Genomic DNA, 26699 nt, shown 5'->3' with positions numbered 1-26699 from the left:
CGGCGTTTTCACACAGCCTGGGCCGAGAGCAGCCCTACCTCCAAGAGCTTAGAGGCGCGGGGCGAGGGACGTTCTCGTTCTGTGCTCAAAAGATCGTATAATGTATCGACTGGACCTTCGGAGGCAGCAACGATCGGCCACAGCCACATACAGGAGGTATTTCCTCTAGATGCGGATGCGTGTCAGATGCTTCGCGCGATCCGACTGCTGGTGTCAGTTTTAGGAATGCGCCCCGATGTATCCCGCGGGGTGCGATTCTCTTGCAATCCGGCAATCCCGCCGTTTCGCGCTCCGAGCGCTCAATGTCCTCTCCCATTCTTCCGAAACCGTGCCGCGACACCCGCCACCACATCGTCGACGATCTCTTGCAGCTCTATTGGTTTGCTGCCGTCCCGCGCCTGGATCGAAATGCCCTGCATGACGGCAGCCAGATGGCGCGCCAAACGTCCAACCTCATCCGCACCAGCAAAGGGCCGCAGCACTTCCGCAATTCGGTCCCGCATGGCGTCACGCCGCACGGCCGCGTCACGGGCGAGCGAGGCGTGGTCCGGGTGACATGCGATCATGCCGTTTGAGATTAAGCAGCCTCGTTCGAGGTGAGGATTGGTTACGGCTCTTACGGCTCCACTGAGTAATATCCGCACGGCCTCCGCCAAAGACGCTGCCGATTTGATGGACGCCACATCGAGGCGTCCGAGCGTCTCCTCATAGCGGCTAACAGCTTCCCGATAGAGCTCGGCTTTGCTGCCAAAGGCAGCATAGAGGCTCGGAGGCGCGATCCCGATCTCCCTCGTCAGATCACCGATCGACACCCCTTCATAGCCGTGCCTCCAGAACAGCCGCATGGCAGCCTCGACGGCCCTTTCTCGATCAAAGCTCCAGGGCCGCCCGCCCCGCGATTTTGTGTCACGCTCCATAACGATCACTAAACAACCCTTGACAGGCGAAGTCAAGCGAGTTGAATAACGATCGCTAAACAACATGGAGCCGCACGCATGGAACACTCTAGACGTACCTTCCTCGCCGGCGCCGCCGGCCTCGCCGCCCTGACCGTCGAAGCCGCCTATGCGGCGCCTCCGGCGGAAGCCGTGCCTGCCGACAGAGCGGTCGCCGGCTCAATCGCGGGTGGGGCCCACGCGGCAGCGCGCGAGCCCTTCGTCGTCCGCTCGGCGGATGGCGTGATGCTGGCCGGGGAGATGCAGGGCGACAGCCAACGGCCTGAGGTCCTGTTCATTCATGGCCTTCGTCAGAGCCGCTTGAGTTGGGAGAAGCAGTTCGCAGATTCCGCGTTAAGGGACTTCCGCCTGATCAGCTTCGACCTGCGGGGCCATGGTGATTCCGACAAACCGAGCGCCCTCGAGGCCTATTCCGAGGCCGATCGATGGGCGGACGACGTCGCCGCCGTCATCGCCGGCGCCAAGCTTCGCCGGCCGGTGCTGGTGGGGTGGTCTCTCGGCGGTTTCGTAGCGGGTGCCTATCTACGCAAACATGGCGGCTCGGCAATTGCCGGCATCAACCTGGTCGATGCGGTGACCAAGCTGTCGCCCGATCTTCTCACTGCAGAGGCCGGAGCCTTCACCCGCACCACTACCTCTCACGATCTGGCTGAGCGCACCGCGGCTACGGCCGATTTCCTCGACGCCTGCTTCCATCAGCCGCCGACAGACGTGGAGATGCGGCGAATGCTAGTCGTCAATGGCATGACGGCACGGGCTGTCAACGAGGGCTTTGTCGGGACAGAGGCATCCGATCTCGAGCCCGTCTTCAAGGCCTATTCCGGCCCAATTTTGCTGACGCATGGCCTCCACGATCGACTTGTCCGTATTGTGATGTCGGAACGAATCAAGTCGATTCACGCGAACAGCCGGTTGTCGCTCTTCTCCAACAGTGGCCATAGCCCTTTTTACGAGGAGCCGGTGCGCTTCGGACAAGAACTTGCGGCCTTCGTGATGGCAGCCAACCATGGCTGAGCGGAGCGCTGTCAACGTGGAGCGACAGCACGATTCTGCAAGTCCGTCAGAAGCCTACCGTGCAGGATCTCGCCCGGCCCCATCTTTCTTTCTAGGCTTCCGCACCTTGGACATCAATGCCGGCGGCGTGATCGGCGGCGCCAGCCGACCACTCATTCTGCTCCACGGCTTTCCCGAGATGCACATCAGGCTATGGCGCCAGCCGACGCGACGCGATGGTACCGCGTTGGACCAAGCGGCGCGTGGGCGAAGCGCTGATCGCGCTCATGCGAACTCTCGACTACGAGCACTTCGCGTTCGCTGAACACGACCGCGGTGCTCGCGCCGGAGGGAGCAGACCGAGAACGTGCTTCAGCAAGTACGGCGGTGACATTGTCGAGTGCCAGCGTCACCTGCCGACTGGCGACCGACCGAGTATAGGTCCCGCTCCCTTGGACACATTCGCCATGGAGACTTTTTAGCCATGCATCGCGACGAACGCCAACGGTAATGGCTCGAGAGAGTAGCCCGGCAGTGAAAACCTCCGCGGCAGCGCACAGGAGACGTTCCCGCTGTGTGCTGCGAAGACGCGCATAATGTATCGACTGGAACCTGCGTCACTGCCATGCCCGCGGATTCGGCATTGCGACGTCGGTCTCGTGGTTGAAGGGAAGCGAGCGGTCTTGCCAATTTTTGCCAAAGCCGGTATGGTCACTTTCATGGGCACGATGAACATTTCCCTGCCGGACCATCTTAAGAGCTTCGTCGATGAGCAAGTCGCCGGACGGGGTTATGGGACAAGTAGTGAATATATTCGGGAGTTGATACGTCGAGATCAGGATCGCCTCGCGTTACGCCGGCTGTTGCTTGACGGAGCCTCGTCCGCACCAACTGAGGCGGTCGACGCGGAATATTTCACCAGTCTGCGCGATCGAGTTCGTGGTCAGCACAGCAAGTGAATAATAAGACTATTATCCCGCGGCAGTTGGCGCGCAGCGACGTCGAGGCGGCCATTGACTATTATGCACGCGAAGCAGGAACTGAGGTCGCCCTCGGATTTATCGACGCACTTCAAGCGACGTACGCTTTGATCGCAAGCCATCCGGAAGCCGGATCGTTGCGGTATGCATACGAATTGGGATTGCCTGACCTACGGAGTGTCTCTCTGAAGCGATATCCCTATCTCATTTTCTATCGCGACCAGGCAGATCATGTCGATGTGTGGCGCGTGCTACATGCCAAGCGAGACATTCCGCAATGGATGCAGGAGCCGAACAATCACTGACCGCTCGGACATTCCCGCCGGCGGTTCGTATCCACTCAAGGCGAAAGGAATTATCGTCTTTTTTGGCGTCCGAAGCGGGCACCCGCATCCGCAGCGTAAGGGATTCGGTGTACCCGTGCTGGCGTCGTTTTTGGGCAAACGCCTCAATGTACGTGCGCTTCAGGAATCGAACGTTGTACTGAACAGCGGTTGCTCGCTCAAACTCCAACGACCTCGCGCAGCCGGGAGGAAATCAAGCCCGCGACTACGGCAATAGGCGGCAAGTCGGTCGCGCGTCTTGCCGGCCCTATCGAGGATAGCGAGCGGCATTTCTCCAGAGAATATTCTCCTGGTGCTGGGGGCTGGTTTTTGCGGCGCTGAGCTGTTCCATCATCCTTGGGACGTAGTTGTTGTAGTTCTTTTCTAGGGCCATCATCGACCAATCAGTGCCGAACATGAGTTGCCTGCAATTGCGATCGTATTTATCGAGCCAATGTATCCGCGGGAACCCCTACATGGTTGTTGGCCCGCGGACGTGGGGGCTGGTGTTCGTGCGATGTCCCCTTGCGGTAAACACGGTCATTATTCTCCACGAAAAATGCGGAGAATTCACTTGCGGGTGCGGAGGTTCGGCGCGATTCTCTCCCGGAAATCAGTTTGGTCCCGGCGGTGGTGGAATGCAGTTGCCCCTGCACCACTTGGTCCTCCGTTACCTCCGAACCAGCGCCATCTTCATTAATCTTCTTCGACTCTTTCCGCCTGGCTCGCCGGCATCGGTTTGACAGGCGCGCCGGGAAAGATCTTCTGTAGGTTCCCGGCAATCACCTGATCGCCTTCCGAAACACCGGATGACAGCCCGACGAGGCCCTCAGTGCTCGGGCCGAGGGAGACCAGCCGGTGCTCGACGACGTTGCCCTTGCCGACGACATAGACATATTTTCCGAGTTGGCTCGATCCGAGGGCCGTCTCTGGCACCATCAGCACGTTCGGTTCGTCCCTGACGTGCAGGCGGACGCGGACGTATTGACCGGGCAGCAATGTGAGATCGGCGTTGTCGATCGTCGCGCGCGCCACGACCGTGCCGGTACTGCGCTCGACCGCATTATTAATGAAGCTGAGATCGCCACGGTAGCGCGGCTCGGTATCGCCCGGCAGGAACACTTCGGCCTGAACCGGGCCAGCCGCCCGCGCCTTCTGGATGTCCGCGAGCTCAGCTTCGCTCGGATTGAACTCGACATAAAGCGGCGAAAGTTGCACGAGGTTGTTGATTGGCGTGCCGGCAGTGTCGCTTACCAGCGTTCCCTCCGGAGCCAGGTTTCGCCCGAGCCGCCCTGCAAAGGGCGCACGGATTTCCGTGTAGTCGAGGTTGATCTCGGCGGTGCGCACCGCCGCCCGCGACATCGCGAGAGCCGCCTCCGCCTGGCGCACGGCGCTTTCGCGCTGGTCGAAAGTATCCTTCGCCAAGTAGCCGGTCGTGGCAAGTTCGTTGCCACGCGTAAGATTGGAGCGAAGATAGGCAAGCGACGCCTCGTCGCGCTGCACCTGGGCTTTCGCCTGATCGAGCTCGGCCTCGTAATCACGCGCGTCGATCCGGTAGAGGAGGTCTCCCTGCTTGACGTCGGCGCCATCCGGTACTTCCTGCGACTGCAGATAGCCGGAGACCTTGGCCCGGAGCGTCACGTTGCGGATCGACTCCGTCCGCGCGGAATATTCGAGGTAGATGGGGATCGTCTTCCTGACCACCGCGGCGACAGGGACGGGCATGGCAGGCGGTGCTGTAGCAACCGCAGCCCCGGCGTCGCCGCCGTCGAGCTCGATCTTGCCGCCGGTGTATGAATAGGCCGCAGCTAGAGCGACGATCGCGACCGCTGCGGCAAAACCAAGTTTCAAACCGCGCATTTCAAGCTCCAGTCCCTATTCCGCCGCCTCGGGCTTTTGCCGTTCCTCAGCCCCGCTCACCGCAAGCCCCTCGCGCCACTGCTCTATGACAGCATAGAAGACCGGGACGAAAACAAGCGTCAGGATGGTTGCCATGAGCATGCCACCAAACACCGTCGTGCCGATCGACTGTCGGCTGGCGGCGCCGGCGCCCTTCGCGTACATCAGCGGGACAACGCCGAGAATGAAGGCGAATGCCGTCATTAAGATCGGGCGTAGCCGCAGGCGGGCTGCCTCGGCGGCAGCGGCGATGATGTCCAAGCCTTCCTGTCGCCGCCGCTTGGCGAACTCAACGATCAGAATAGCGTTTTTTGCTGCAAGCCCAACCAGCATTACGAAGCCGATCTGCGAATAGACGTCGATCTGCATGGCGCGCAGCCATAACGCGAGCAGCGCGCCCAGGAGAGCGAGCGGCACCGAAAGCAGCACCATGAACGGCATTGACCAGCTTTCATACTGCGCCGCAAGGATTAGGAAGCAGAAGACGATTGCCAGCGCGAAGACGAGTGCGGCGATCGATCCCGCCCTGATTTCCTGATAGGTGATGCCCGTCCATTCGAAGCTGAACTCACGCGGCAGACTGGCCGCGGCGGCGCGCTCCATCGCCGCTACCGCCTGGCTCGAACTGTAGCCCGGCGCCGCCGCGCCGTTTACGAGCGCCGAGGGATAGTTGTTGTAGTGGGTGATGGTTTCGGGACCGACGGTTGGTTTCAGCGAGCCAAGTGTGTCGAGCGGCACCATGTCGCCTGCCGAATTGCGCACGTAGAGCCGGGAAATGTCATTGGGATTGGCGCGAGCGCCTTGATCGGCCTGCAACGTGACGCGGAAAGTGCGGCCGAACAGGTTGAAGTCGTTGACATAGAGCGAACCGAAATAGATCTGCAGGGTGTTGAATATGTCCGGCAGGTTGAGGCCCAGGAGCTTTGCCTTGTCACGGTCGAGATCATAGTTGAATTGGGGGCTCGACGTACTGAACGTGGTGAAGAGTTGGTGCGGGTTTATCTCCGGCTGCTTTCGCGCCTCGGCTATCAGAGCTTGTGTCGCGTCGTTCAGCGCCACGCTGCCGTGACCGCCCAGGTCCTCGAGCTGGAATTCGAAACCGCCCGTCGCCCCGAGCCCTTGTATCGATGGCGGATCGAAGGCGAGCACGAGGGCGTCGGGAATCTGTAACAGGAGCGGCTGCACCGCTTCGCGCAGCGCCGACGCCCCCTGCTCAGGGGGCCGCTCGTCCCACGGCTTCAGGACCGCGAACTGAACGGCGGAGTTCGACTGACTCGCGAAACTCAGGAAATTGAAGCCGACGACCGAGCCGACGAAGTCCACGCCGGCCGTGCCGCGGAGTATTTCCTCCGACTGCCTCGCGACCGCTTCGGTCCGTTCTACCGATGCGCCGTCGGGGAGCTGGATGACCACGAAAAAATATCCCTGGTCTTCGACGGGCAGGAATGTCGAGGGGATGCGCTGCCACAAGGCGTAGGTGGAACCGATGGCGGCCAAGAAGAGCCCGAAGAGAGCCCAACGCCACCGAACGAGCCCGGCAATGCTCCGCGCGTAACTGTGCGCGAGCCAGTGAAAACCGGTATTGAACCAGCGGAAGAGGACGAATTTCGGCGGGCCGCGATGACGCAGGAAAGCGGCGCTGAGCGCCGGACTGAGCGTCAGCGAATTGAATGCCGAGAACGCAACCGATATCGCGACCGTCAGCGCGAACTGATTGTAAAGGCTGCCGGCGACACCCGGAATGAAGGCGACCGGCACGAAAACGGCCAGAAGCACGGCGGTCGTCGCGATGATCGGTCCGGTCACCTCCTGCATCGCTTTGCGCGTCGCCGCGAGGGGCGCCAGGCCGGACTCGAGCTGCCGTTCGACGTTCTCGACGACGACGATGGCATCGTCGACGACCAGGCCGATGGCAAGCACCATTCCGAGCAGGCTCAGCATGTTCAGCGAGAAGCCGAGCAGGTACATGACGACAAGCGTCGCGATCAATGACACCGGAATGGCGATCGTCGGGATAATCGTCGTGCGCACGTTCTGCAGGAAGATGAAGACAACGGCAATGACGAGAGCCAGCGCCTCGACCAGCGTGATCACGACATCCTGCATCGCCGCGGACACGAAGCGCGTGGTGTCGTAGAACATATGGTAGGCGATGCCTTTCGGGAAGCGCTGCGACAGCTCGTCCATCTTGGCCTTGACCCGGCTCTGGAGATCGAGCGCATTCGAACCGGGTGCCTGGAACACCGCCAAAACGACGCTCTGCTTGCCGTTGAAGCTGACGGAAGATGAATAGAGCAGCGCGCCCAGTTCGACGCGCGCCACGTCGCGCAGTCTGATCGCCGCACCAGTCTCCGGGTCCGCGCGCAGCACTATATCGGCAAATTGCCGAGGGTCGCTCAAGCGTCCGACCGCATTGATCTGCATCTCGAAGGGCGTGCCCGCCGGCGCCGGAGATTGCCCGATCTTTCCGCCGGCAACCTGGACGTTCTGCTCGGCGATGACGTTCTGCACGTCGACGGCGGTGATGCCCAGATTGGCCATGCGGTCTGGATCGAGCCAGACGCGCATGGAATAACGCCTTTCGCCAAAGAGCTGGACATCACCGACGCCCGGCAGGCGCTTGAGAGGATCGAGGATCTGCAGATAGGCATAGTTGCTGACGGAAGCGAAATCGACGGAATCGTCGGGAGAATCCAAGCTCACCAGTACGGTGAAGTTCGGTATTTGCTTAGCGATCGTCACGCCGCTCTGATTGACGAGGGCCGGAAGCGAGGACGCCGCTTGCGAAACGCGGTTCTGCACATCAAGCGCCGCGACATCGATTGGGTAGCCGACATCGAAGGAGATGATAATTCTCGAGGAGCCGTCATTGGAGCTCGTGGAAGACATGTAGAGCATGCCCGGCACGCCATTGATCTGCTGTTCGAGCGGCGTGGTTACCGTATCGGCGACCACCTGAGCGCTGGCACCCGGATAGTTCGCGGCGACGACAATCTGCGGCGGTGTAATGTCCGGAAATTGCGAGACCGGAAGCAGGAAATAGCAAATGACGCCCGCAAGCGTCATGACGATGGCGATCGCGGAGGCGAAAATCGGCCGGAGAATGAAGAACTCGATCATGGCCGGATCGATCCTTGTACGACACCGGAACTCCCGCGATCCTCGCCGGTCGATAATGTCTGACGGACAGCGTTCAATACCCTGCGGTCCGGCCTGTCATCGACCGGGGTAAACGCAGCAGAGATAGAAGAGGCGGGCGGCCCCAACGCACCGAAACCGACTTTGTCCGCGGTCACCGACACGCGGACCATCCGGTCAAGAAGCTTTCCCGCCGTCAGCCTGTTCAGCTTGCCCATCGTAAGGCTCCAGCACCAGCAAATCGCGATTTGCACCGTCGTTAATTAGACGTTTGACGATCGTGCCAACCGACATTGTGACATTTGTGCTAGAAATATTTCTTGCGGTTACCGTCGCGCCCGGAAGCGTTAGAGAAGATCGGCCGCTCCTTGATCTCCCGCCGCCGAGATGTTACAGATCGGTAACATTGGCGCATGTTACAGAACGGTTACAAAGCGTCAAGGGGCAACCGCCTTCGATACGAATTCGGCCGGCCGAACCTGATGACAACTGACAGCCCATCACGTCGCTCCCCGCGTGATCGCATTGTCGATGCTGCCCGCGGATTGTTCCGCAAGCATGGTGTCCGGGGCGTTGGCGTCGATGCCATCGTCGACGCTGCCGACAGCAACAAGATGACGCTTTATCGCCATTTCAGCTCTAAGGACGACCTCATCGTCGAGTGCCTCCGGCGGGCGGGAATGGAGATGGATGCTTACTGGCGGGAACTCGAGGAAGCGCACCCCGGCGACGGTTTGGCGCAGCTCAGGGATTGGGTCCGCCGGATCGCCGATCATCTCGGTGCCAACGACTGCAATTGCGAACTGATGAGCGCCGCCGTCCAACTCACTGACGAGGATCATCCTGCCCGGTCCGTTATCAAGAAGTTCAAGGATGCACAGCGCGATCATGTATTGGAGCTTTGCCGCAAGGCACGTGTCGCAAACGCCGAGTTGCTTTGCGACACGCTGCTGCTTTTGATCGAAGGTGCGCGGCTCCACCAGCAAAGCAGCGGCCACGAAGGTCCAAGCGCTCGATTTGCCGAAATCGCCGACGCGGCGATCCTGTCCTTTGCCGAGAGCAGCGCCGTCGCGGAATAGGCGGTGAAGCAGCGGTCGAGATGTCTCTTCCTATTGCATTGGGTGATGTCGCCCATCGCCGGCGCTCGAATTGAATGCGACGCGCTTTAGATGGCAGTCACCGGCAAGCCCGGGAGTACTTTGTCCAGGGTGATCGGAAATTCGCGCACGCGCACACCGGTCGCGTTGTAGACGGCGTTGGCGATCGCCGCCCCGGCGCCGCAGACGCCGAGTTCGCCAAGCCCCTTGGCGCCGAGCGGATTAGCTTTGTCGTCGTATTCCTCGAGGAAGACGACCTCCATGTCTGCAACGTCACCGTTGACGGGGACATGATACTCGGCGAGGTCGTGATTGACGAAATGGCCGTAGCGGGGATCGAGCACGGTTTCCTCCATCAGTGCAGCCCCAATGCCCCAGGTCATGCCGCCGAGGATCTGCGAGCGGGCGGTCTTAGGGTTGAGGATGCGACCCGCACCGATCACCGACAGCATGCGGCGCGTGCGGATCTCGCCCGTGTCGCTGTCGACCGCGACTTCCGCGAAGTGCGCTCCATAGGAGTGCTGGGAGTAGGCTCTGTAGCTTTCCGTGTCGCGCGCGGCGGCGACCGTACCGATGGCCTCCATGCCGTCGGGAGCAATTCTGCCGATGAAATCGGCCAAACCTACAGAACGGTCGCCGACCCGGATCTCTCCGCCGACGAAGATCGGTGCGACGTCGTTCGCACCCCGAAGCGGAGAGCGGTCGCTGGATCGGGCCGCTTCCATGATTCTCTCCTTAAGCGCGTTGCAGGCGTGATGCAGTGCCGAACCCGCGCTCGCCGCTCCCCAGGAACCCCCGGAGCCGGCCGTGCGCGGGAAGCGGCTGTCGCCGAGTTCGACCTTGACCGCGGCGGTCGGAACCCCGAAGCTTTCCGCCGCGATCTGGGTGAGGATGGTGTAGGTGCCGGTTCCGATATCGGTCATGTCGAGACGAGCCGTGACGCGGCCGGTCGCATCGATCGCCACTCTGGCCGTCCCCGCGCCGATATAATTCGGCCGAATGGCGGCCGCCATGCCGTAACCGATAAGCTTGCGGCCTTCGCGGATGCTGCCCGGCGTCGGCTTGCGGCGTTCCCAGCCGAAGCGGCGCGCGCCTTCCCGCATGCAGGCGACCAGATTGCGGCTCGAGAATGGAACGCCGCGCTCCGGGTCCTCAGTCGGCTCGTTGCGGATCCTCAACTCTATCGGATCGAGGCCGAGCCGTTCGGCGAGTTCATCCATTGCACATTCGAAGGCGAGCATGCCCGGCGCCTCGCCGGGCGAGCGCATCCATTCGCCGCGATTGAGGTCGACGGGGACGAGGCGGTGGCGGGTCAACCGGTTCGGCGCGGCATAAAGCGAGCGGGTGAAGACCGCGGTCTGCTCACAGAACTCCTCGAAGCCGGAGGTCGCCGACCAGACATCATGACCGATCGACGTCAGTCGCCCGTCGCGATCCGCGCCGAGGCGCACCTGCTGGACCATCTCCGCCCGATAACCGGCATTGGCAAACATCTGCTGCCGCGTCAGCGCGACCTTGACCGGGCGGCGCAGGACCCTTGCGGCGAGCGCGGCGAGCACGCCGTCGGCATGGACGATCAACTTGGAGCCGAAACCACCGCCGATAAACGGGCTGACGATGCGAACACGCTCTCGCGGAATGCCGAGCGTGCTGGCGAGGCCGGCCTGAAAGTTGGCAAGCGTCTGTGCGGACGTGTAGATCGTCACCTCGTCGCCCGACCAGACGGCAAGCGTCGCATGCGGCTCCATCGGGTTGTGATGCTCGTAAGGCGTCCGGTAGGTCGCGTCGACCTTGACCGGAGCGGCCGCGAAAGCGCCTCCGAAGTCGCCGATCTCGCTGTCCGTCTCAAAGCCGGCATTGGTGCGCCGGGGCGTGTAGGCGTCGGCGATACGCGCCGACAGGTCGAAGGCGCCGCGCTCCTCTTCGTAGCGCACCCTGATGAGCCCCGCGGCAGCGCGCGCTGTCTCGAAGGTTTCGGCGACGACGAGCGCAATCGGCTCATCGTAGAAGCGAACGCGGTCGCTGTTGAGCATGGGTCGGGCTCGGGTGAAGACCTCCGGCACTGTGGGGGTAACGGCCGGACCGAATTCTGGCTGAGCCGGTGCGTTCCGATGGGTCATGATGTGCAGCACGCCCGGCATCTTCTCGGCCTCCGAACTGTCGATCTCGACGATACGACCCTTGGCGATGGCCGCGCCGAGGATGTAGCCGTACGCGGCCCCATTCACGGCGTGCTCATAGGCGTAGGTCGCGTGGCCGGTGACTTTCAGGGACCCGTCGACGCGCGCGATCGGCTGACCGACAAGGCCAGTCTCGGTCTCGGAGGAACGGTTCTCGGGGATTGTAGTCTCTGTCATCATCGCACCTCATACACCTTCGACAGCCGCGGCGAGCGTCTGCCGTATCGTGCGCTTTGCCAGCGGGATCTTGAAATCATTGCTGCCGCGGCCGACAGCTCCGGCAAGCGCGCTCTCGGCGGCCTCGGTAAAGGCTGCGTCGGCGGCGGCCGCCCCCGCAAGCACGTACTCCGCCTCCATCGGGCGCCAGGGCTTCGGTGCGACGCCGCCCAACGCGATGCGGGCACTCTGTATGCGGTCGCCGCTCTTTTCGACAATGGTCGCGACCGAGACGAGCGCAAAGGCGTAGGAAGCGCGATCTCGCACCTTGCGGTAGAGCTGCCGGCCAGGAGGCGGGGGCGGTAGGATCACGGCGGTGATCATCTCGCCGTGGCCGAGAGCCGTCTCGACATGCGGCGTCGAGCCCGGCAACCGGGAGAGATCGCCGACGGGAATGGTACGTTGCGTGCCGTCGGGCAGGGTGGTCTCGACCGCGGCGTCGAGTGCGGCCATGGCCACGGCCATATCCGAGGGATGCACGGCGATGCAGGCGTCGCTGGCGCCGAGCACGGCGTGCATCCGGTTGAAGCCCCCGAGGGCCGCGCAGCCCGATCCGGGCGCGCGCTTGTTGCAAGGCATGTTGCGGTCATAGAAATAGGAGCAGCGCGTGCGCTGGAGGAGATTGCCGGCGGTCGAAGCCTTGTTGCGGATCTGACCGGACGCGCCGGCGAGAAGCGCTTGGCTGAGCATCGGATAGCGCGATCGCACCCGCGGCTCGGCGGCGAGATCGCTGTTGCGGACCTGTGCGCCGATTCGAAGGCCGCCCTCCGGCGTCTCCTCGATCCGGTCGAGCGGCAACCGGCTGATATCGACGAGGTGTGTCGGCCGCTCGACCTCCAGCTTCATCAGGTCGAGAAGATTAGTGCCGCCGCTAATGAACTTCGCTTGCGGCCGGGCCGCCACCGCGGCGGCCGCCTCGTTTACGCTATTGGCGCGCACGTAGGTAAAGGGTTGCATGGGCTCACACCTCTTCGGCTGCGTCGCGGATCGCGGCGACGATGTTGGGATAGGCGGCACAGCGGCAGATGTTGCCGCTCATGCGTTCGCGGATTTCCGCGTCGCTGAGCGCCGCCGGGCCGAATGCCAGGTCGGTACTTGCATGGCTCGGCCAGCCGGCCCTGACTTCCTCGAGCATTCCCACCGCCGAACAGATCTGCCCAGGCGTGCAATAGCCGCACTGGAAGCCATCATGGGCGACAAAGGCGGCCTGAACAGGGTGCAGTCGGTCACGGTCGGCAAGCCCTTCGACCGTCGTGATCTCGTCGCCTTCATGCTGGGCTGCGAGCGAGAGGCAGGAATTGATCCGTCGGCCGTTCACGAGAACTGTGCAGGCGCCGCACTGACCGTGGTCGCAGCCTTTTTTCGAACCGGTGAGGCCGAGGTGGTTTCGCAAGGCATCAAGCAGAGTCGTGCGCGGGTCAAGCTCCAGTGCATGTTCGACTGCGTTGATCCTGAAGGTCATCGGTATTCGCGGTATCGGTGCAGTAGCAGGCCCGGCCGTCATCGCAGCGCCAGCATTCTCAGCACCGACGGGTAAGCCGGATGCCAGGAAGAGGCAGGTCGCTGCTCCGCCTTCCAGAACCGCTCGGCGCGTGATCCTGTAGTCCGTTTCAGCCATGAATGATCTCCCGGTCGCAACGGCACGGGCCGGGAGGGGTTTTCCATCCTGCCGCGAGCCGCCGAATTTTCTGTCTTCGACGTGCGGAATTTGGGTGCGCGGGGGGACGCTTTCTTTCAAAAAAGCGGAGGCGCTGTCAGGATTCCGGAGAAAAGTGCAGCCGGTAGGTGCGCGGGGTGATGCCCTTGAGGCGACGGAACGTCGTGGTGAAATGGCTCTGGCTGGAGAAGCCGAGGCGGAATGCAATAGCGCCTATGGCAATGCTGGTATCTCTGAGAAGCAGTTCCGCCCGCCTTACACGCTCCTCCAGGATATAGGCGTAGGGCGGGCGTCCGGTCGTCTCCTTGAACCGCCGTGCGAAGGTGTCGAGCGGCATGCCGGCAATGTCCGCCACCTCGCTCAGCGAGATATCGGAGGAGATATGGGCGTCGATATAATCGCGGACACGCTCGAACGTCCGGCGGCCAAGGCGGCCCCGGCTCGCGACCGGAAGCAGGTTGCCTTCCAGGCCGGCCATGCGCAACGCGACGAGGGCAACCAGATGCTCGACATAGACGGTGTCCGGCACGTGGTCGAGCGACATCTCGGTACAAAGCGATCGCAGAAGCGTGCCGATGACCGCGTCGCTCCTGTTCACCAGAACCGGCGTGTCGCGCAGCCGCTCCAATCCCGGAAGCACGAGCGCGGGATCAATCCACAAGGCAGAATAGGAGAGGTCGACGTCGCGGTAACAGCCAACGCGTTCTGCGCCGGCGGGAACGAAAGTGAGGACTCCGGGCCGGTCCTGCCCGTCATAAAGGGTCTTGCCCTCGGTCCGGATCGATGTCCGGGACGTACTTCCCCCATCTGTCAGCACGATCAGATGATGAGGTGCCGTCCAAACGAGTTCTGCCTCTTGGCATGCCCAGCGCCGACTGTCGAATATGACTGAAGAGTCAAGCCAGGACGCAGTTTGCAGCGGTGCTGATACTTCTTCACGGGTCCGGATACGTCCATCGCCAAGCAGCGGTTTGAATGACATCGCAAGACCCCATCAGTTCACCCGGGGAGCCCCGGCGGGCTGCGCCACGAAGAATGGTGTATCGGTGAGACTCCCTCACCGATACATGGGAGAGTCATAGGAACAACAGTCCGGCCTTGATAGACCATAGTTGTTCAATGATGTTCAATGATTGGTGACCACTTGTTGAGGTGATTGGTTAGAGGGCGCGTCCGTCACGGGCTGGCGGCCGATTTGTGCAGCGTCACAGTCCCTTCCGCATTGGCGTGGGCGTGAGGCTGCGGACCTGCGGTTCGATTTCCTATCAAGGCGACGGATACCTCGTCCACTCCCAAAAGCCGCGGTCGATCGTCTCGATTTGGCAAGCCCAAGTTCGGCCGCCGCTTGGCTCACGTCTGGTTCGCGCCGCATGAGCGGACATTCGGCGATACGCTCAAGCTCGTGCACCAAGCCTCGCGCGAGCTCGAGCAAACCCGACTGATTATTTTCGCAGGATCTTCTCCATCGCTTTCCCTTTTGCGAGTTCGTCGATCAGTTTGTCCAGGTAGCGGATTTCCCGCATAGTAGTTTCTTGGATTTCTTCCACACGGACGCCGCAGATCACTCCTGTAATCAACGATCGGGAGGGATTCATCTGAGGCGCTTGCGCAAAGAAATTCTCGAACGTCGTGTTCTTCGCCAACTGATCGTCCAGGGTCTGTTGGCTATACCCCGTCAGCCAACAGATGATTTCATCGACCTCTGCCTTCGTGCGCCCCTTCTTCTCCGCCTTGGCGACATAGTGGGGATAGACGCTCGCCACGCTGACTGAATAGATGCGATGCTTCGTCATGCGTCCTCCTGAACGTTCCAGATATTTTCCGGCCCAAGACGGCTGACTTCAAGACCTCACCAAGTACCAAATGAGCAATCCTCCGCTGCGCGGGCGCGGAAGATTGGTGCAAAGCCGGCGTCTGTAACGCGGCGTCGCGAATGTGCTCAGGGCCCGAGCGCGGAAGAAGCGTTAAGTCCGCGAAGGGCGAAACCGCGCCGTTCATCGCGCCGGATGCCGATGACACATAGGGTTCGATCTTTGGCTTCCCTGAGAGCACGCAACGTGTCGAGAGGAGTCGTCTCTACGCGAGCGCCAATGCGGAAGACGTTCGCGTTCGCATAGGGGGCCACGTGTTACCTCCGGAACTGCCGCAGTGGCACATCCCGTGTATTCAGCAAGAGACCGTTGGCGCGTGCGGGCTCAACGAACCTTCGCCACCACACGATGACAACAACCGTTTGAATTCGTCGCCAACGAACCTGGCGTGTGTAGTACCGACAGCTGGACACTTAGACCGGGAAGGGAAGCACCATGTCTAAGACCTCGTTCAATGTTGATCCATCAGCCTTTCTGCCGGCGGCGCGAAGCGCAGCATTCTTGATCTACGCGGCACAGCTTGCCGAGAGAATCCGCCAACGGAGGCGGATCAGCCGTGCACGCGGCTGCGCCCTCCATGAGATGCCGGATCATATCCTCAAGGACATCGGCGTCACGCGTTTCGAAATCGACCACCTTTCCTTCGAAAGAGGCCGCAACCGGCGCAAGGGCGCGTGATGCGGTCGGATGCCATTGTTTCCTCCGATCGAGAAACAGATGAGGATGACCATGAAAACGCACCTTCTCTCCAGTGCCCTGTCGGCAGCGATCCTGATCGCCGCTGCTCCGGCACTTGGTCACGATGCGAAGTACCACGTGGCGAAGAACACTGAACTGAAACAGTTCGGTGGCAACCAAGTTCCGGCGCGATTTGCCGGCGGTGAGCAAGTTCCTCTTTGGCCAAGCCTAACCGGTTCTCGCTCCGCCGCTTCGACGGCGAGCGAAGAAGCGCAGGCCTATATCGATCAGGGGATGATGCTGAGTTTCGGGTTCAACCATGCCGAGGCTGTACGCAGCTTCAAGCAAGCACAGAAGCTTGATCCGTCTTGCGCGATCTGTTTCTGGGGCGAGGCGCTCGTGCTCGGTCCGAACATCAACGCACCGATGGATCCCGATGCGAATGCTGCGGCATTGGCGGCGGTGGCGAAAGCCATGACGCTTGCGCCCAATGCATCTCCGCGTGAGCAAGCGTTGATCGCCGCCCTGGTCCGTCGCTATGCCCCAGACACCGAACGTGCAGTTCTTGACCAAGCCTATGCAGATGCCATGGCCGAAGTCGCCGGTAATTTTCCGGATGACGATGATATTGCCGTTCTTTACGCAGAGGCGTTGATGGATCTCAGCCCCTGGGACTACTGGACCGACGCCGGCGCAAAACCGAAGGGAAACACTGCGGAGATCATCTCGACGCTTGAGCGGGTGCTGGCGCGCAACCCGGCGCATGTTGGTGCGATCCATCTCTACATCCATGCTGTCGAGGCTTCAACCACGCCCGAGCGGGCGGAGCCGCACGCCGATCGCCTGGCGAAGATGGAGATCGATGCCGGTCATCTCGTTCACATGCCCTCTCACATCTACTACCGCGTCGGACGCTATGCGGATTCGCTTGCGGTCAACCGCCGGGCGGTCGCAACCGACGAGTCGTTCTTTGAAGCCGTGGCGCCTGAGGGGCTCTATGCAGGGGGTTACTATCCGCACAACATCCACTTCCTGCTGGTTTCGGCGCAAATGGCCGGCGACGGACCCACTGCAATCGAAGCGGCGCAGAAGCTCTCTGGGGTAGTTTCGGACGAGCTCGCGCGCGCCGCGCCTGCCTTCGTTCAGCCGATCAAGGCTGCCCCCCTGTTTGCGCATGCCCAGTTCAGCGATCCTGAAACGATACTGGGGGTCGCGCGTCCCACCGGCGCCTTCCCGTTTGTAGATGCGGCCTGGCACTATATGCGCGGTGTGGCCCAGGCTGCCCGCGGTGATGTCGACGCTGCTCGGGTCGAAAGGGCTGCGATCGAAGAGATCGCACGATCTTCCGACTTAAGCGCGCTCGAGGCAGGCGGAATGCCTGCTGCTGACGTACTGGCTATCGCCAGGCACGTCCTCACGGCTCGTATTGCCCAGGCCCGCGAAGATTGGCCGGCTGCAGCTCGCGCCTTCGCAGATGCCAAGAAAGTTGAAGATCAACTGTCATATATGGAACCGCGCCACTGGTATTACCCGGTTGGGCAATCACTTGGGGCGGCGCTGCTCCGCGTTGGCGACATTGATGGCGCGGAGAAGGCCTTTCTTGAGAGCCTCGATCTTGCTCCGAACAATGGCTGGGCACTGTTCGGCCTGGGCGAGGTCTACCGTGCACGCGGCGACGAAGTTTTGGTGGAAAAAACAACACATCAATGGCGCGATGCTTGGGTCGGCAACACCTCGGTGCTGCGGCTCGAACGACTTTAGGGCGGAGGCGCAGCAATTGCCGGCTCGAATTGGTGCGATCGGTCCAAGTTCTAGCCGGTTTCGAGATCGCCGCTCAAGGAGACTGTCGCAATCGAGGTTTTCATTGTCCTGCCTTCGGTTCTTGGCGGCGATCGGAGATCGTCAGCCGGTGAGCGCCCTGAAATGGTTGAGCATCCGCATCGCATCGGGCTCGAGCCCGGTGAACAGCCGAAAGGCGCCGACCGCCTGGAACACGGCCATGCCGCCACCATCGAGCGTGCGGCAGCCGCGCCGCCTGGCTTCCTTGAGGAGCGCCGTTTCGAGCGGGAAATAGACGATCTCAGCCACCCAGTGACGCGGCAAGAGAACCTCGGCGCCGAGCGGCAATCCGGGGTATTTAGCCATGCCAGTGGGCGTCGCGTGGATGAGGCCTGCCGCTCTCTGCATTTCCGCCGCGAGATCGGTGCCGGCCACGATGTCAGCCTCAAGGAAAAGCGGCGACAGCATGCTTGCGAGCGACTGCGCCCGTTCCGGCTCGCGGTCGAAAACGGCGAGCCGCCGCAAGCCAAGCGAAAGTGCTGCGTAGGCGGTCGCCACGCCGGCGCCGCCGGCGCCGAGCTGCACGGCGGAGGAAAGGTCGGCGTCCGGCAGGCCGCGTCGGAAGCCTTCGGCAAATCCCCAACAATCCGTATTGTGGCCGTATCTCCGCCCGCCCTTGAGCACGACGGTATTGACGGCGCCGAGCCGCCGCGCGTCGGGCGCAAGTTCGTCGAGAAAGGGAATGACTGCTTGCTTGCATGGATGCGTGATGTTGAGGCCGGCCAGCCCGCGCCGCTCGGCATCGGCAATGAGGCGCGGCAGGTCCTTTTCGCTCGCGCCGAGCAGGTTGAGATCGATCAGCTCGTAGCTGTAGGTGAGCCCCTGAGCGGCGCCCTCGGCCATATGCATCGCCGGGGTCAGCGAAGCCTGTATGCCGGCGCCGATCAGGCCGGCTTTCAAGGATCGGACAAGCGTTTCAGTCATGGTTTCTTCTTCCATCCGGCTCGCTCATTCAGGCCATCTGGCCCGCCTTCCTGAGGCGGGCCAGATGCAGCCGATCGTTATTGGCCGCGCACGGCGCTGATTTCCTTGAAGAGCGCCTGCACCGTCTCCTCGCCGATATCGCCGCTGAACTTCTCGATCATCGGTTTGACGGCTTCGCGCAGCTTCTGCGTCTCTTCGGGGCTGAGCTCGCTTACTTCCATGCCGGTCTTGCGGATTTCCTCGAGCGCTGCGGCATCCTGTTCGCGCGAGACTTTGCGCTGGAAGTCGCGGGCTTCGACCGCTGCCTGCTGCAGGACCGCCTTTTCCTCGTCATTGAGTCCGTCCCAGAATTTTTTCGAGATCAGCACGATCTGCGGGTTGTACTGGTGACGGGTCAGCGTCATGTATTTCTGCACCTCGTAGAACTTCGCGTTCAAAATATTGGCGGCCGGATTCTCCTGCCCGTCGACCGTTCCCGTCTCGAGCGCGGTGTAGAGCTCGGTATAGGGGAGGGGCACCGCATTGGCCCCGAGCGAGTTGAAGAGCTCGACCGGGATCGGCGACTGGATCGTGCGGATCTTCAAGCCCTTGATGTCGTCGAGCTTCGTCACCGGATGGCGGTTGTTGGTCAAATTGCGGAAGCCGAGCTCCCAATAGGCAAGTCCGACGAGCCCGGTGTCGGGCAGGCGCTCCATCAAGCTCGTGCCGAAGGGGCCGTCCATCACCTTGTCGGCCTCCTCGCCGCTGTTGAAGAGGAAGGGAAGGTCGACGGCGCCGAATTCCTTGACGTTGCTGGCGAGAATGCCGGCGTTCAGAACCGTCATCTCGATGACGCCGCCCTGCAGCGCCGAAACGGTCTGGACGTCGCCTCCGAGCGTACCGCCCGGGAAGAGCTTCACCTCGATCTTGCCGCCGCTCTTCTCCTTCACGAGCTCGGCGAATTTCTCCATGCCGGTCACCTGCGGGTGGCCTTTGTTGTTGGCCGAGGCGAATTTGATCGTCTGATCGCGGACCTCCGCAAATGTCGGCCCCGCTACCAGCAGCGCCAAGGGCAGGGCGAGGCCGAGCGCCAGTTTCGTCAATCTGTTCGACATTGTTTTCCTCCCAGGTTGGGCCGGTGTCGGGCCGGCCGTGTTGCAGTCAGAATTTGCCGTCATCGTCCGAACCAGGAGACCGGAACGGTCACCAGCTCAGGGAACAGGACGAGCAGGAAAAGCACGATCAGCTCGGCGATAAGGAAGGGCATCACGCCCTTCATCAGCTCCTCCATCGAGAGTTTCGAGACGCCGCAAATGACGTTCAAAACCGTGCCGACGGGCGGCGTGATGAGGCCGATCGAGTTGTTGATGATGAAGAGCACGCCGAAATAGACCGGGTCTATGCCCGCCTCTTTGATGACGGGCATCAGCACCGGCGTCATGATCAGGATGGTCGGCGTCATGTCCATGGCGGTGCCAACGATGACGATCAGCACCATGATCGCGATGAGCAGAGCCGTCTGGTTCTCCATCAACGGGTCGACGAGCGCGGCGAGCGCGCCGGGCACGTCGGCGACGGTGATCAGCCAGGCCGAGACCGCCGCACAGGCGACGAGGAACATCACGATGGCGGTGATCTTCGCGGCCGAGACGAAGACGTGGAAAAGCTGCGACGGCGGCAGTTCGCGATAGATCACCATCGAGACGAAGAGCGAGTAGACGGCCGCGACCACGCCGGCCTCGGTCGGCGTGAAGACGCCGAACTTCAACCCGACGATGATGATCACCGGCAGCAGGAGCGCCCAGAGGCTGTCGAGGAGGGCCTTGAGCCGCACCGCGCCGCTCTGCCGCGCCGGCAGTTCGAACTGCTCCTTGCGGGCGACGATGAGCCAGGTGATCGACAGCGCCGCGGCGATCATCAGGCCGGGAAAGATGCCGGCGAGGAACAGCTTGGTGATCGAGACGCCGCCGACCACGCCATAGAGGATGAAGCCGATCGACGGTGGAATGATCGGACCGATGATCGATGCGGAGGCGATGAGCCCGCCGGCGCGCGCCGGATCGTGGCCGCTCTTCAACATCATCGGCAAGAGAAGTGCGCCGAGTGCGGCGGCGTCGGCGACGGCAGAGCCGGAGAGGCTCGAAAGAATGCAGGCCGCGAAGATCGCGACGAATCCGAGGCCGCCGCGGATATGGCCGACCATCGCCATGGCGAGTGCGACGATGCGGCGGGAAAGGCCGCCGGTGTTCATCACCTCGCCGGCGAGCAGGAAGAAGGGAACGGCCATCAGCGGAAAGCTGTCGGCGCCGTTCAGAACATTCTGCGCCACGATCTGCGCATCGAAGAGGCCGAGATAGAGCATCAGCGCGACGCCGCTCAGGATGAGGGCGAAAGCGATCGGCACGCCGAGAGCCATGGGTCCGAGAAGGGCGCCCAAGAAGATGGTGACCGTCATCGTCGCCTCCTCAATGCTTCGGCGAGAGCTGCCCGGGCGCGGGCGAAGGCAGATCGTCGAGCGCCGCCTCATCCTCACTATCGCGCACGAGCTCGGCCGTCGTCACGTCGATGCGGCCACTTGCAATGGCGAAGGCGTCGGCGAGCAGGATCAGGAAAGCCGGAATGCCGAAGGCGAGACCGGCGCCGTAGAAGAAGGCCATGGAGATGCCGGTCGCCGGGGCGCCAACGTGCAGGTTGATCAGCGTCTGCGTCCAGCTCCCGCTGATTATGAGCCAGGTCGCATAGAGCATCAGCGCATGACCGCAAAGGACGGCAGCCTTGGCCCCGGCGGGGGGCAGGCGCTTGATGAGCGAGTCGACGCCGAGATGGCCGTGTTCGCGCATGGCGACAACGGCGCCGAGAAAGGTGAGCCACACGAAGAACATCCGCGACAGCTCCTCGGAAACCGTGATGCCCTGGTTGAAGGCGTAGCGCAGGACGACATTGCCGAAGACGAGCACGACCATGCCGGCAAGCAAAAGGGCGATCGTCACCTTCAGCACGAAGAAATAGAAATCGATGATGCGGGCCATTCGCTCCTCCCAGCGGCAGGCGAGCGTGAGGGCGGCAGGCGCCCCTCTCGCAAGCTTTCTCACGGCCGGGCAAGCGGCCCGGCCGCCGTCAACCGCGCTCCTCCGCAGCGTTCGGCATGTCTGAGATCAAAATGTACTAACTAGTTCGGAAAATCAAGTCCGCCGAGGTTGAAAGGAAAAGGCAAGGTGAATATGTCTTGATGTATCGCCTGGGAGGTCCGTGGTTCGACGCTGCGCGTTCTGGCAATAAGGTCGACGAAGCAAGGGCTTGAGGAAGAGCGGGGCAGCGCCGAGCAATGGCGGAGCGGCAGACAAACGGCAGGAAGAACGATCCGCAGCGAACCCAGGAAGACATTCTGGACGTGGCGACGGAGGAATTTTCGACGCATGGCCTGGCAGGCGCACGCGTCGATCAGATCGCCGAACGTACCCGCACTTCGAAGCGGATGATCTATTACTACTTCGGTAGCAAGGAGGCGCTCTACCTCGCCGTGCTGGAGCGTTCCTATCGCAAGATCCGCACGCTGGAGGCCGATCTGGAGCTCGCCAATCTCCCGCCCGAACAAGCGCTCAGAACGCTGATCGCCACCACTTTCGACCACGACGAGGCAAATCCCGACTTCGTCCGCCTGGTCAGCATCGAGAACATCCATCATGCGGCGCACATGATGCGTTCCGAGGCTATCCGCGACCTGAACGTCTCCGTGATCCAGATGATCGAGGCGATCATCGAGCGTGGCCTTGCCGACGGCACCTTCCGCCGCAAGGCCGACCCGATCGACATCCATATGCTGATCAGCGCCTTCTGCTTCTTCCGCGTCTCGAACCGCTACACTTTCGGCACGATATTCCGCCGCGACCTGTCTGAGCCGCAAACGATCGAGCGGCATCGGACGATGATTGCGGATGCAGTGGTGAGTTATTTGAAATGCAAGGGGGCGGGCGAGGCGGCGCGTCCGTAACCCCCCTGAATGGCGACGAGCAGCCCCACTAGTCTAGGGTGGGGCCTGACCCAAGCCCCAGTCGCAGGTGTGGAAAGCGATCGAAGTCTCACCCATTCTGTGCCTGATTTCCCAGGCGCAAGAACCTCTCGTTCACTGCTGGCTCCGCGGCTCGCCGAACTACACCCGCTCCAGCGCGACCGCAATGCCCTGGCCGACGCCGATGCACATGGTGGAGAGCGAGTAGCGTCCGCCCGTTTCGACGAGTTCCAGCGCCGCAGTCCCGGTGATGCGGGCGCCGGACATGCCGAGCGGGTGGCCGAGCGCGATCGCGCCGCCATTGCGGTTGACCCGGGGATCGTCGTCGGCGATCCCGAGTTCACGCAGCACCGCCAGGCCCTGGCTGGCGAAAGCCTCGTTGAGCTCGATGACTTCGAACTGGTCCTGCGTCATGCCGAGCCGCGCCATCAGCTTTTGCGAGGCGGGGAGAGGGCCGATTCCCATGATGCGCGGCGGCACGCCGGCGGTCGCGCCGCCAAGGATGCGGGCAATGGGTCTGAGCCCGTGTTTCTTCGCCGCCTCTTCGGAGGCGATAATCAGCGCCGCCGCACCGTCGTTGACGCCGGAGGCATTGCCGGCGGTGACGGTACCGCCTTCGCGGAACGGCGCCTTCAGCTTGGCGAGCGCCTCGATGGTCGTAGCGCGCGGATGTTCGTCGCGGTCAACTGTGACCGGCTCGCCCCTCTTCTGCGGAATGGTGACCGCAACTATCTCCTTGGCGAGACGGCCGTTCGCCTGGGCGGCCGCGGCCTTCGCTTGGCTGCGTAAGGCAAAGGCGTCCTGATCCCCACGCGAGACGTCATACGCCTCGGCGACGTTCTCGCCGGTCTCCGGCATCGAATCGACGCCGTATTGCGCCTTCATCAGCGGATTAATGAAGCGCCAGCCGATCGTCGTGTCGTGGATTTCGGCATGGCGCGAGAAGGCGCTCTCGGCCTTGGGCAGGACGAAGGGCGCCCGCGACATAGATTCGACGCCGCCGCCGATCATCAGCTCCGCCTCGCCGGATCTGATCGCGCGGGCCGCGGTGATCACGGCATCCATGCCGGAGCCGCAGAGCCGGTTGATCGTCGTACCGGGGACGGAGACGGGCAGGCCCGCGAGCAACAGCGACATGCGGGCGACATTGCGGTTGTCCTCGCCCGCCTGGTTGGCACAGCCGAAGATCACGTCGTCGACCGCACCCCAGTCGACGGAGCCATTGCGCTCCATCAGCGCCTTCAGCGGGATGGCGCCGAGATCATCGGCGCGCACGGCGGCAAGCGAGCCGCCGAAGCGGCCGATCGGCGTGCGAATATAGTCGCAAATGTAAGCTTCGCGCATCAGGCGGCCTCCTTTGCCGTACCGGTGCTCGCATGGGCCTTCCTGGTGCGGGCATTGATGTCGCGCAGCACAGAAAGCTCCGTTTCCGTCGGTGCCGGCGTCTCGATGACGATCTCGGCGAATTTGATCGGCCAGCCGCAATTCTCGATGATTTGCTCGCGGCTGACGCCGGGGTGGGTGGAGACGACGGTCAGTTCCTTTGTCTCCGGGTCCGGCTCGAGAACGCAGAGATCGGTGATGACGCGGGTCGGCCCGTTTGTCTTCAGGCCGAGCCTCTCGCGGTGGTTGCCGCCTTCGCCATGCCCCATCGAGGTGACGAAGGGGAGCTTCTCGACGAAGCCGCGCTTCGTCAGCGCCATGGTGATGAAGATGCGGCCGCAATTGGAAGCGATCTCCGGCGCGCCGCCGCCGCCCGGCAGGCGGACCTTGGGATGCTCGTAAGGGCCGACGACGGTCGTGTTCAGGTTCGCGAATTTGTCGATCTGCGCGCCGCCGAGGAAGCCCGTTGTGATGCGGCCGCCCTGCAGCCAGTAGCGGAACATTTCCGGCACCGAGACGGTGAAGAGCGCCGTGTCGCAGAGCTCTCCGTCGCCGATCGAGAGCGGCAGGACGTCCGGCTTGGTGCCGACGGTGCCGCTCTCATAAATCAGCGTGATGTCCGGCGCATGCGTCAGCCGCGCGACGTTGCAGGCGGCAGAGGGCGCGCCGATGCCGACGAAGCAGACGTCGTCGTTGGAAAGTTCGCGGGCCGCGGCGATCGTCATCATTTCGTTTGCGGTGAAATCCGTCATCGTCGACTCCTCAGGCAACCTTGGCGGCGATTATTGCGGCATGGCGGGCGAAGTCTTCCGGCGTCGCATCAAGCACGTTCTCCCTGATCCAGGCGGCGAAGGTTTCCCGGTCACGGGAAATCTCATCCCAGCGGATGTAGAAGGCGTTGTTGCGCGGATAATGGCCATGCGCATAGGAGGGGAAGGCGCCGCCCGGCACATGGGCGACCGCGGTCACCGCCCAGCTCGGCAGCACGACGGAATTGGGTGAGGGCGGCGCGAGTTCGTCGACGATCTCCTCGACCGTTACGATCGACCGCTTGGCGGCCAGCACCGCCTCTTTCTGCACGCCGACGATGCCTTCGATCAGCACATTGCCTTTGCGGTCGGCGCGCTGCGCGTGGATGATTGTCACGTCAGGCCGGATCGCCGGCACGGCGGCGAGCACCTCGCCGGTGAAGGGGCAGGTGACGCTTCTGATGTTGGCGTTCACCTTCGGCAGGTCGGCGCCGATATAGCCGCGCAACGTTGCGAAGGGCAGGTTCGCAGCGCCCGCCTCGTAGGCGTTCGCCATCGCCGCATGTGAATGCTCCTCGATTTCGAGCGGTCGCGGCCATTGATTTTCGACCGCGTCGCGGAAGCGGTGCAGCGAGCCGACGCCGGGATTGCCGCCCCAGGAGAATTTCATGCCGCGCGCCGCACCAACGCCGATCAGCTGGTCATAGAGGATATCCGGCGTCATGCGCACGAGGAACAGGTCTTTCCTGCCCTGGCGGATCACCTCATGGCCGGCGGCATAGGGGATCAGATGCGTGAATCCTTCCATGGCGACGGTATCGCCATCCCTGACGTTCTCCGCCACCGCTTGGGCGAGCGACACGATACGAGCCATTAAAGCCCTCCCTTCGTTTTATTGCCGGCCTGCCGATGGCCTTTTACGGCGGCATTCGGCAGCGGCGGCTGCTGGTAATAAGCGCGCAGTTTCGAGGGCCGTCAAACATTTTGTGCGATATTTGACTTTTGTTCGTATATCGCACACGATGGAGGTGAAACGGCAGGAGATGTCATGCGGGAAACGGATTTCGTCAGCGGCTTTGCCCGCGGCTTGCGGGTGATCGAAGCCTTCGGCGAGGCGCAGCCGCGTCTTTCGATCGCGGACGCCGCGAAGATCACCGGACTCGACCGGGCGACGGTCCGGCGGTCGCTGCTGACACTTTCCGAACTCGGCTATGCCGACTACGACGGCAAGTTCTTCACGCTCACTCCGAGGATCCTGAGGCTCGGCCACGCCTATCTTTCGGCGACGCCGCTGCCGACGATCGTCCAGCCCTATCTCGACCAGCTTTCGGAAAAGGCCGGCCAGAGCGCCTCCGCCTCTGTGCTGGACGGCACAGAGATCGTCTATGTGGCACGCGCCTCGCAGCGCCGGGTGATGTCCATCAACCTGACGCCGGGCTCGCGCCTTCCCGCCTATTGCGCCTCGATGGGCCGCGTCCTGCTGGCCGCGCTTCCCGAGCCGGAAGCGCGCGCCATCCTCGCCCGCTCGGAGCTGAGGGCCAATACGCCGAAAACGAAGACCGATCCGGAGGAACTGATGACGGAGCTCAGCCGGGTTCGCGCGCAAGGCTATGCGATTATCGATCAGGAACTCGAGCTCGGGCTATGCTCGATCGCGGTGCCGCTGATGAACGCGCGCAACCAGGTCATTGCCGCGCTCAATATCGGCGCTCCCGCGGCCCACGTCGCGGCCGCTGAACTGGCGGAGCGCTACCTGCTGTTGCTTAAAGAGACGCAGGCGGCACTGCGGCCGCTGGTACAGTAGCCGAGTCTCTGTTCCGAAAAATCC

The 26699-nt window shown here is 62.5% G+C and carries 24 protein-coding genes; 8 read left to right on the top strand and 16 right to left on the bottom strand.

Going from position 1 to position 26699, the window contains the following annotated elements:
• Nucleotides 1-299: 299 nt before the first annotated feature.
• Nucleotides 300-917: a TetR family transcriptional regulator gene (locus tag AYK65_RS30950; RefSeq protein ID WP_046117764.1), complete on the bottom strand. Its 618-nt coding sequence runs from the start codon at nucleotides 915-917 to the stop codon at nucleotides 300-302.
• A 78-nt stretch (nucleotides 918-995) separates the two neighbouring features.
• On the opposite strand from AYK65_RS30950, the gene AYK65_RS30945 reads away from it, so the two are divergent.
• The 3 genes from AYK65_RS30945 to AYK65_RS30930 all read left to right on the top strand — a co-directional run bounded on the left by AYK65_RS30945 (nucleotide 996) and on the right by AYK65_RS30930 (nucleotide 3234).
• A complete protein-coding gene (locus AYK65_RS30945; protein WP_081163173.1) occupies nucleotides 996-1970 on the top strand; it encodes an alpha/beta fold hydrolase in 975 nt (324 codons plus the stop codon).
• 662 nt (nucleotides 1971-2632) lie between these two features.
• Nucleotides 2633-2908 carry a type II toxin-antitoxin system ParD family antitoxin gene (locus AYK65_RS30935; protein ID WP_026616945.1) on the top strand — a complete coding sequence of 92 codons (276 nt, stop codon included), beginning with the start codon at nucleotides 2633-2635 and terminating at the stop codon, nucleotides 2906-2908.
• Nucleotides 2905-3234 (top strand): type II toxin-antitoxin system RelE/ParE family toxin, encoded by a 330-nt coding sequence (locus AYK65_RS30930; protein ID WP_026616946.1) that lies wholly within the window; start codon nucleotides 2905-2907, stop codon nucleotides 3232-3234. Before AYK65_RS30935 ends, AYK65_RS30930 begins: the two co-directional genes overlap by 4 nt.
• A 714-nt stretch (nucleotides 3235-3948) precedes the next feature.
• Here the strand turns inward: AYK65_RS30930 and AYK65_RS30925 are convergent.
• Genes AYK65_RS30925 through AYK65_RS30915 form a run of 3 tightly spaced genes read right to left on the bottom strand, consistent with a single transcriptional unit; the run spans nucleotide 3949 to nucleotide 8507 of the window.
• Nucleotides 3949-5112: an efflux RND transporter periplasmic adaptor subunit gene (locus AYK65_RS30925; RefSeq protein ID WP_026616947.1), complete on the bottom strand. Its 1164-nt coding sequence runs from the start codon at nucleotides 5110-5112 to the stop codon at nucleotides 3949-3951.
• 15 nt (nucleotides 5113-5127) lie between these two features.
• Nucleotides 5128-8271: an efflux RND transporter permease subunit gene (locus AYK65_RS30920; RefSeq protein WP_046117299.1), complete on the bottom strand. Its 3144-nt coding sequence runs from the start codon at nucleotides 8269-8271 to the stop codon at nucleotides 5128-5130.
• Nucleotides 8268-8507 (bottom strand): hypothetical protein, encoded by a 240-nt coding sequence (locus AYK65_RS30915; protein ID WP_046117298.1) that lies wholly within the window; start codon nucleotides 8505-8507, stop codon nucleotides 8268-8270. The genes AYK65_RS30920 and AYK65_RS30915 overlap by 4 nt, the downstream gene beginning before the upstream one ends.
• A 264-nt stretch (nucleotides 8508-8771) precedes the next feature.
• On the opposite strand from AYK65_RS30915, the gene AYK65_RS30910 reads away from it, so the two are divergent.
• Nucleotides 8772-9368 (top strand): TetR/AcrR family transcriptional regulator, encoded by a 597-nt coding sequence (locus AYK65_RS30910; protein ID WP_081163177.1) that lies wholly within the window; start codon nucleotides 8772-8774, stop codon nucleotides 9366-9368.
• An 86-nt stretch (nucleotides 9369-9454) separates the two neighbouring features.
• Here AYK65_RS30910 and AYK65_RS30905 read toward each other — a convergent pair whose 3' ends face one another.
• From AYK65_RS30905 to AYK65_RS30885, 5 genes are all read right to left on the bottom strand, one after another.
• Nucleotides 9455-11743, bottom strand: coding sequence for a xanthine dehydrogenase family protein molybdopterin-binding subunit (locus tag AYK65_RS30905; RefSeq protein ID WP_081163175.1), 2289 nt, complete (start codon nucleotides 11741-11743; stop codon nucleotides 9455-9457).
• Nucleotides 11744-11752: 9 nt separating this feature from the next.
• The gene (locus tag AYK65_RS30900; protein ID WP_026616952.1) at nucleotides 11753-12739 is read right to left on the bottom strand and encodes an FAD binding domain-containing protein; all 987 of its coding nucleotides are present in this window, start codon (nucleotides 12737-12739) and stop codon (nucleotides 11753-11755) included.
• A gap of 4 nt (nucleotides 12740-12743) precedes the next feature.
• Nucleotides 12744-13400 (bottom strand): 2Fe-2S iron-sulfur cluster-binding protein, encoded by a 657-nt coding sequence (locus AYK65_RS30895; RefSeq protein ID WP_081163172.1) that lies wholly within the window; start codon nucleotides 13398-13400, stop codon nucleotides 12744-12746.
• 136 nt (nucleotides 13401-13536) lie between these two features.
• Complete coding sequence (locus AYK65_RS30890) at nucleotides 13537-14256, bottom strand: helix-turn-helix transcriptional regulator (protein ID WP_244560160.1); 720 nt, start codon at nucleotides 14254-14256, stop codon at nucleotides 13537-13539.
• Between the two features lie 625 nt (nucleotides 14257-14881).
• Complete coding sequence (locus AYK65_RS30885) at nucleotides 14882-15232, bottom strand: DUF2200 domain-containing protein (RefSeq protein WP_026616955.1); 351 nt, start codon at nucleotides 15230-15232, stop codon at nucleotides 14882-14884.
• Between the two features lie 513 nt (nucleotides 15233-15745).
• Between AYK65_RS30885 and AYK65_RS30880 the strand changes: the two genes are divergently transcribed.
• Entirely contained in the window at nucleotides 15746-15988 is a 243-nt protein-coding gene (locus tag AYK65_RS30880) for a DUF1127 domain-containing protein (RefSeq protein ID WP_026616956.1), read from the top strand.
• Nucleotides 15989-16027: 39 nt separating this feature from the next.
• Nucleotides 16028-17749, top strand: a complete 1722-nt coding sequence (locus AYK65_RS30875) for a tetratricopeptide repeat protein (protein WP_046117293.1) — start codon at nucleotides 16028-16030, stop codon at nucleotides 17747-17749.
• Nucleotides 17750-17890: 141 nt separating this feature from the next.
• Here the strand turns inward: AYK65_RS30875 and AYK65_RS30870 are convergent, their stop codons facing one another.
• The 4 genes from AYK65_RS30870 to AYK65_RS30855 form a co-directional block, all read right to left on the bottom strand.
• Nucleotides 17891-18751 (bottom strand): shikimate dehydrogenase, encoded by an 861-nt coding sequence (locus AYK65_RS30870; RefSeq protein WP_046117761.1) that lies wholly within the window; start codon nucleotides 18749-18751, stop codon nucleotides 17891-17893.
• Nucleotides 18752-18828: 77 nt separating this feature from the next.
• Nucleotides 18829-19845 carry a TRAP transporter substrate-binding protein gene (locus AYK65_RS30865; protein WP_046117292.1) on the bottom strand — a complete coding sequence of 339 codons (1017 nt, stop codon included), beginning with the start codon at nucleotides 19843-19845 and terminating at the stop codon, nucleotides 18829-18831.
• Nucleotides 19846-19904: 59 nt separating this feature from the next.
• Nucleotides 19905-21185, bottom strand: coding sequence for a TRAP transporter large permease subunit (locus AYK65_RS30860; RefSeq protein WP_081163170.1), 1281 nt, complete (start codon nucleotides 21183-21185; stop codon nucleotides 19905-19907).
• Nucleotides 21186-21195: 10 nt separating this feature from the next.
• Entirely contained in the window at nucleotides 21196-21759 is a 564-nt protein-coding gene (locus AYK65_RS30855; protein WP_081163169.1) for a TRAP transporter small permease, read from the bottom strand.
• Nucleotides 21760-22055: 296 nt separating this feature from the next.
• Here AYK65_RS30855 and AYK65_RS30850 point away from each other — a divergent pair, with 296 nt between their 5' ends.
• Nucleotides 22056-22721: a TetR/AcrR family transcriptional regulator gene (locus AYK65_RS30850; protein WP_026616962.1), complete on the top strand. Its 666-nt coding sequence runs from the start codon at nucleotides 22056-22058 to the stop codon at nucleotides 22719-22721.
• 159 nt (nucleotides 22722-22880) lie between these two features.
• Here the strand turns inward: AYK65_RS30850 and pcaF are convergent, their stop codons facing one another.
• The 3 genes from pcaF to AYK65_RS30835 are packed head-to-tail and all read right to left on the bottom strand — an operon-like array spanning nucleotide 22881 to nucleotide 25745.
• Nucleotides 22881-24083 carry a 3-oxoadipyl-CoA thiolase gene (gene pcaF, locus AYK65_RS30845; RefSeq protein ID WP_081163167.1) on the bottom strand — a complete coding sequence of 401 codons (1203 nt, stop codon included), beginning with the start codon at nucleotides 24081-24083 and terminating at the stop codon, nucleotides 22881-22883.
• A complete protein-coding gene (locus AYK65_RS30840; RefSeq protein WP_081163166.1) occupies nucleotides 24083-24874 on the bottom strand; it encodes a CoA-transferase subunit beta in 792 nt (263 codons plus the stop codon). The genes pcaF and AYK65_RS30840 overlap by 1 nt, the downstream gene beginning before the upstream one ends.
• 10 nt (nucleotides 24875-24884) lie before the next feature.
• Complete coding sequence (locus tag AYK65_RS30835) at nucleotides 24885-25745, bottom strand: CoA transferase subunit A (protein ID WP_026616966.1); 861 nt, start codon at nucleotides 25743-25745, stop codon at nucleotides 24885-24887.
• A 174-nt stretch (nucleotides 25746-25919) separates the two neighbouring features.
• On the opposite strand from AYK65_RS30835, the gene AYK65_RS30830 reads away from it, so the two are divergent.
• Nucleotides 25920-26675 (top strand): IclR family transcriptional regulator, encoded by a 756-nt coding sequence (locus AYK65_RS30830; protein ID WP_046117288.1) that lies wholly within the window; start codon nucleotides 25920-25922, stop codon nucleotides 26673-26675.
• The last annotated feature ends 24 nt before the right edge of the window (nucleotides 26676-26699 follow it).

The sequence above is a fragment of the Ensifer aridi genome (genome assembly GCF_002078505.1).
GTDB lineage: Bacteria > Pseudomonadota > Alphaproteobacteria > Rhizobiales > Rhizobiaceae > Sinorhizobium > Sinorhizobium aridi.
Note: the sequence above shows the minus strand (reverse complement) of the source record. Positions and strands in the feature narration are given on the sequence as shown.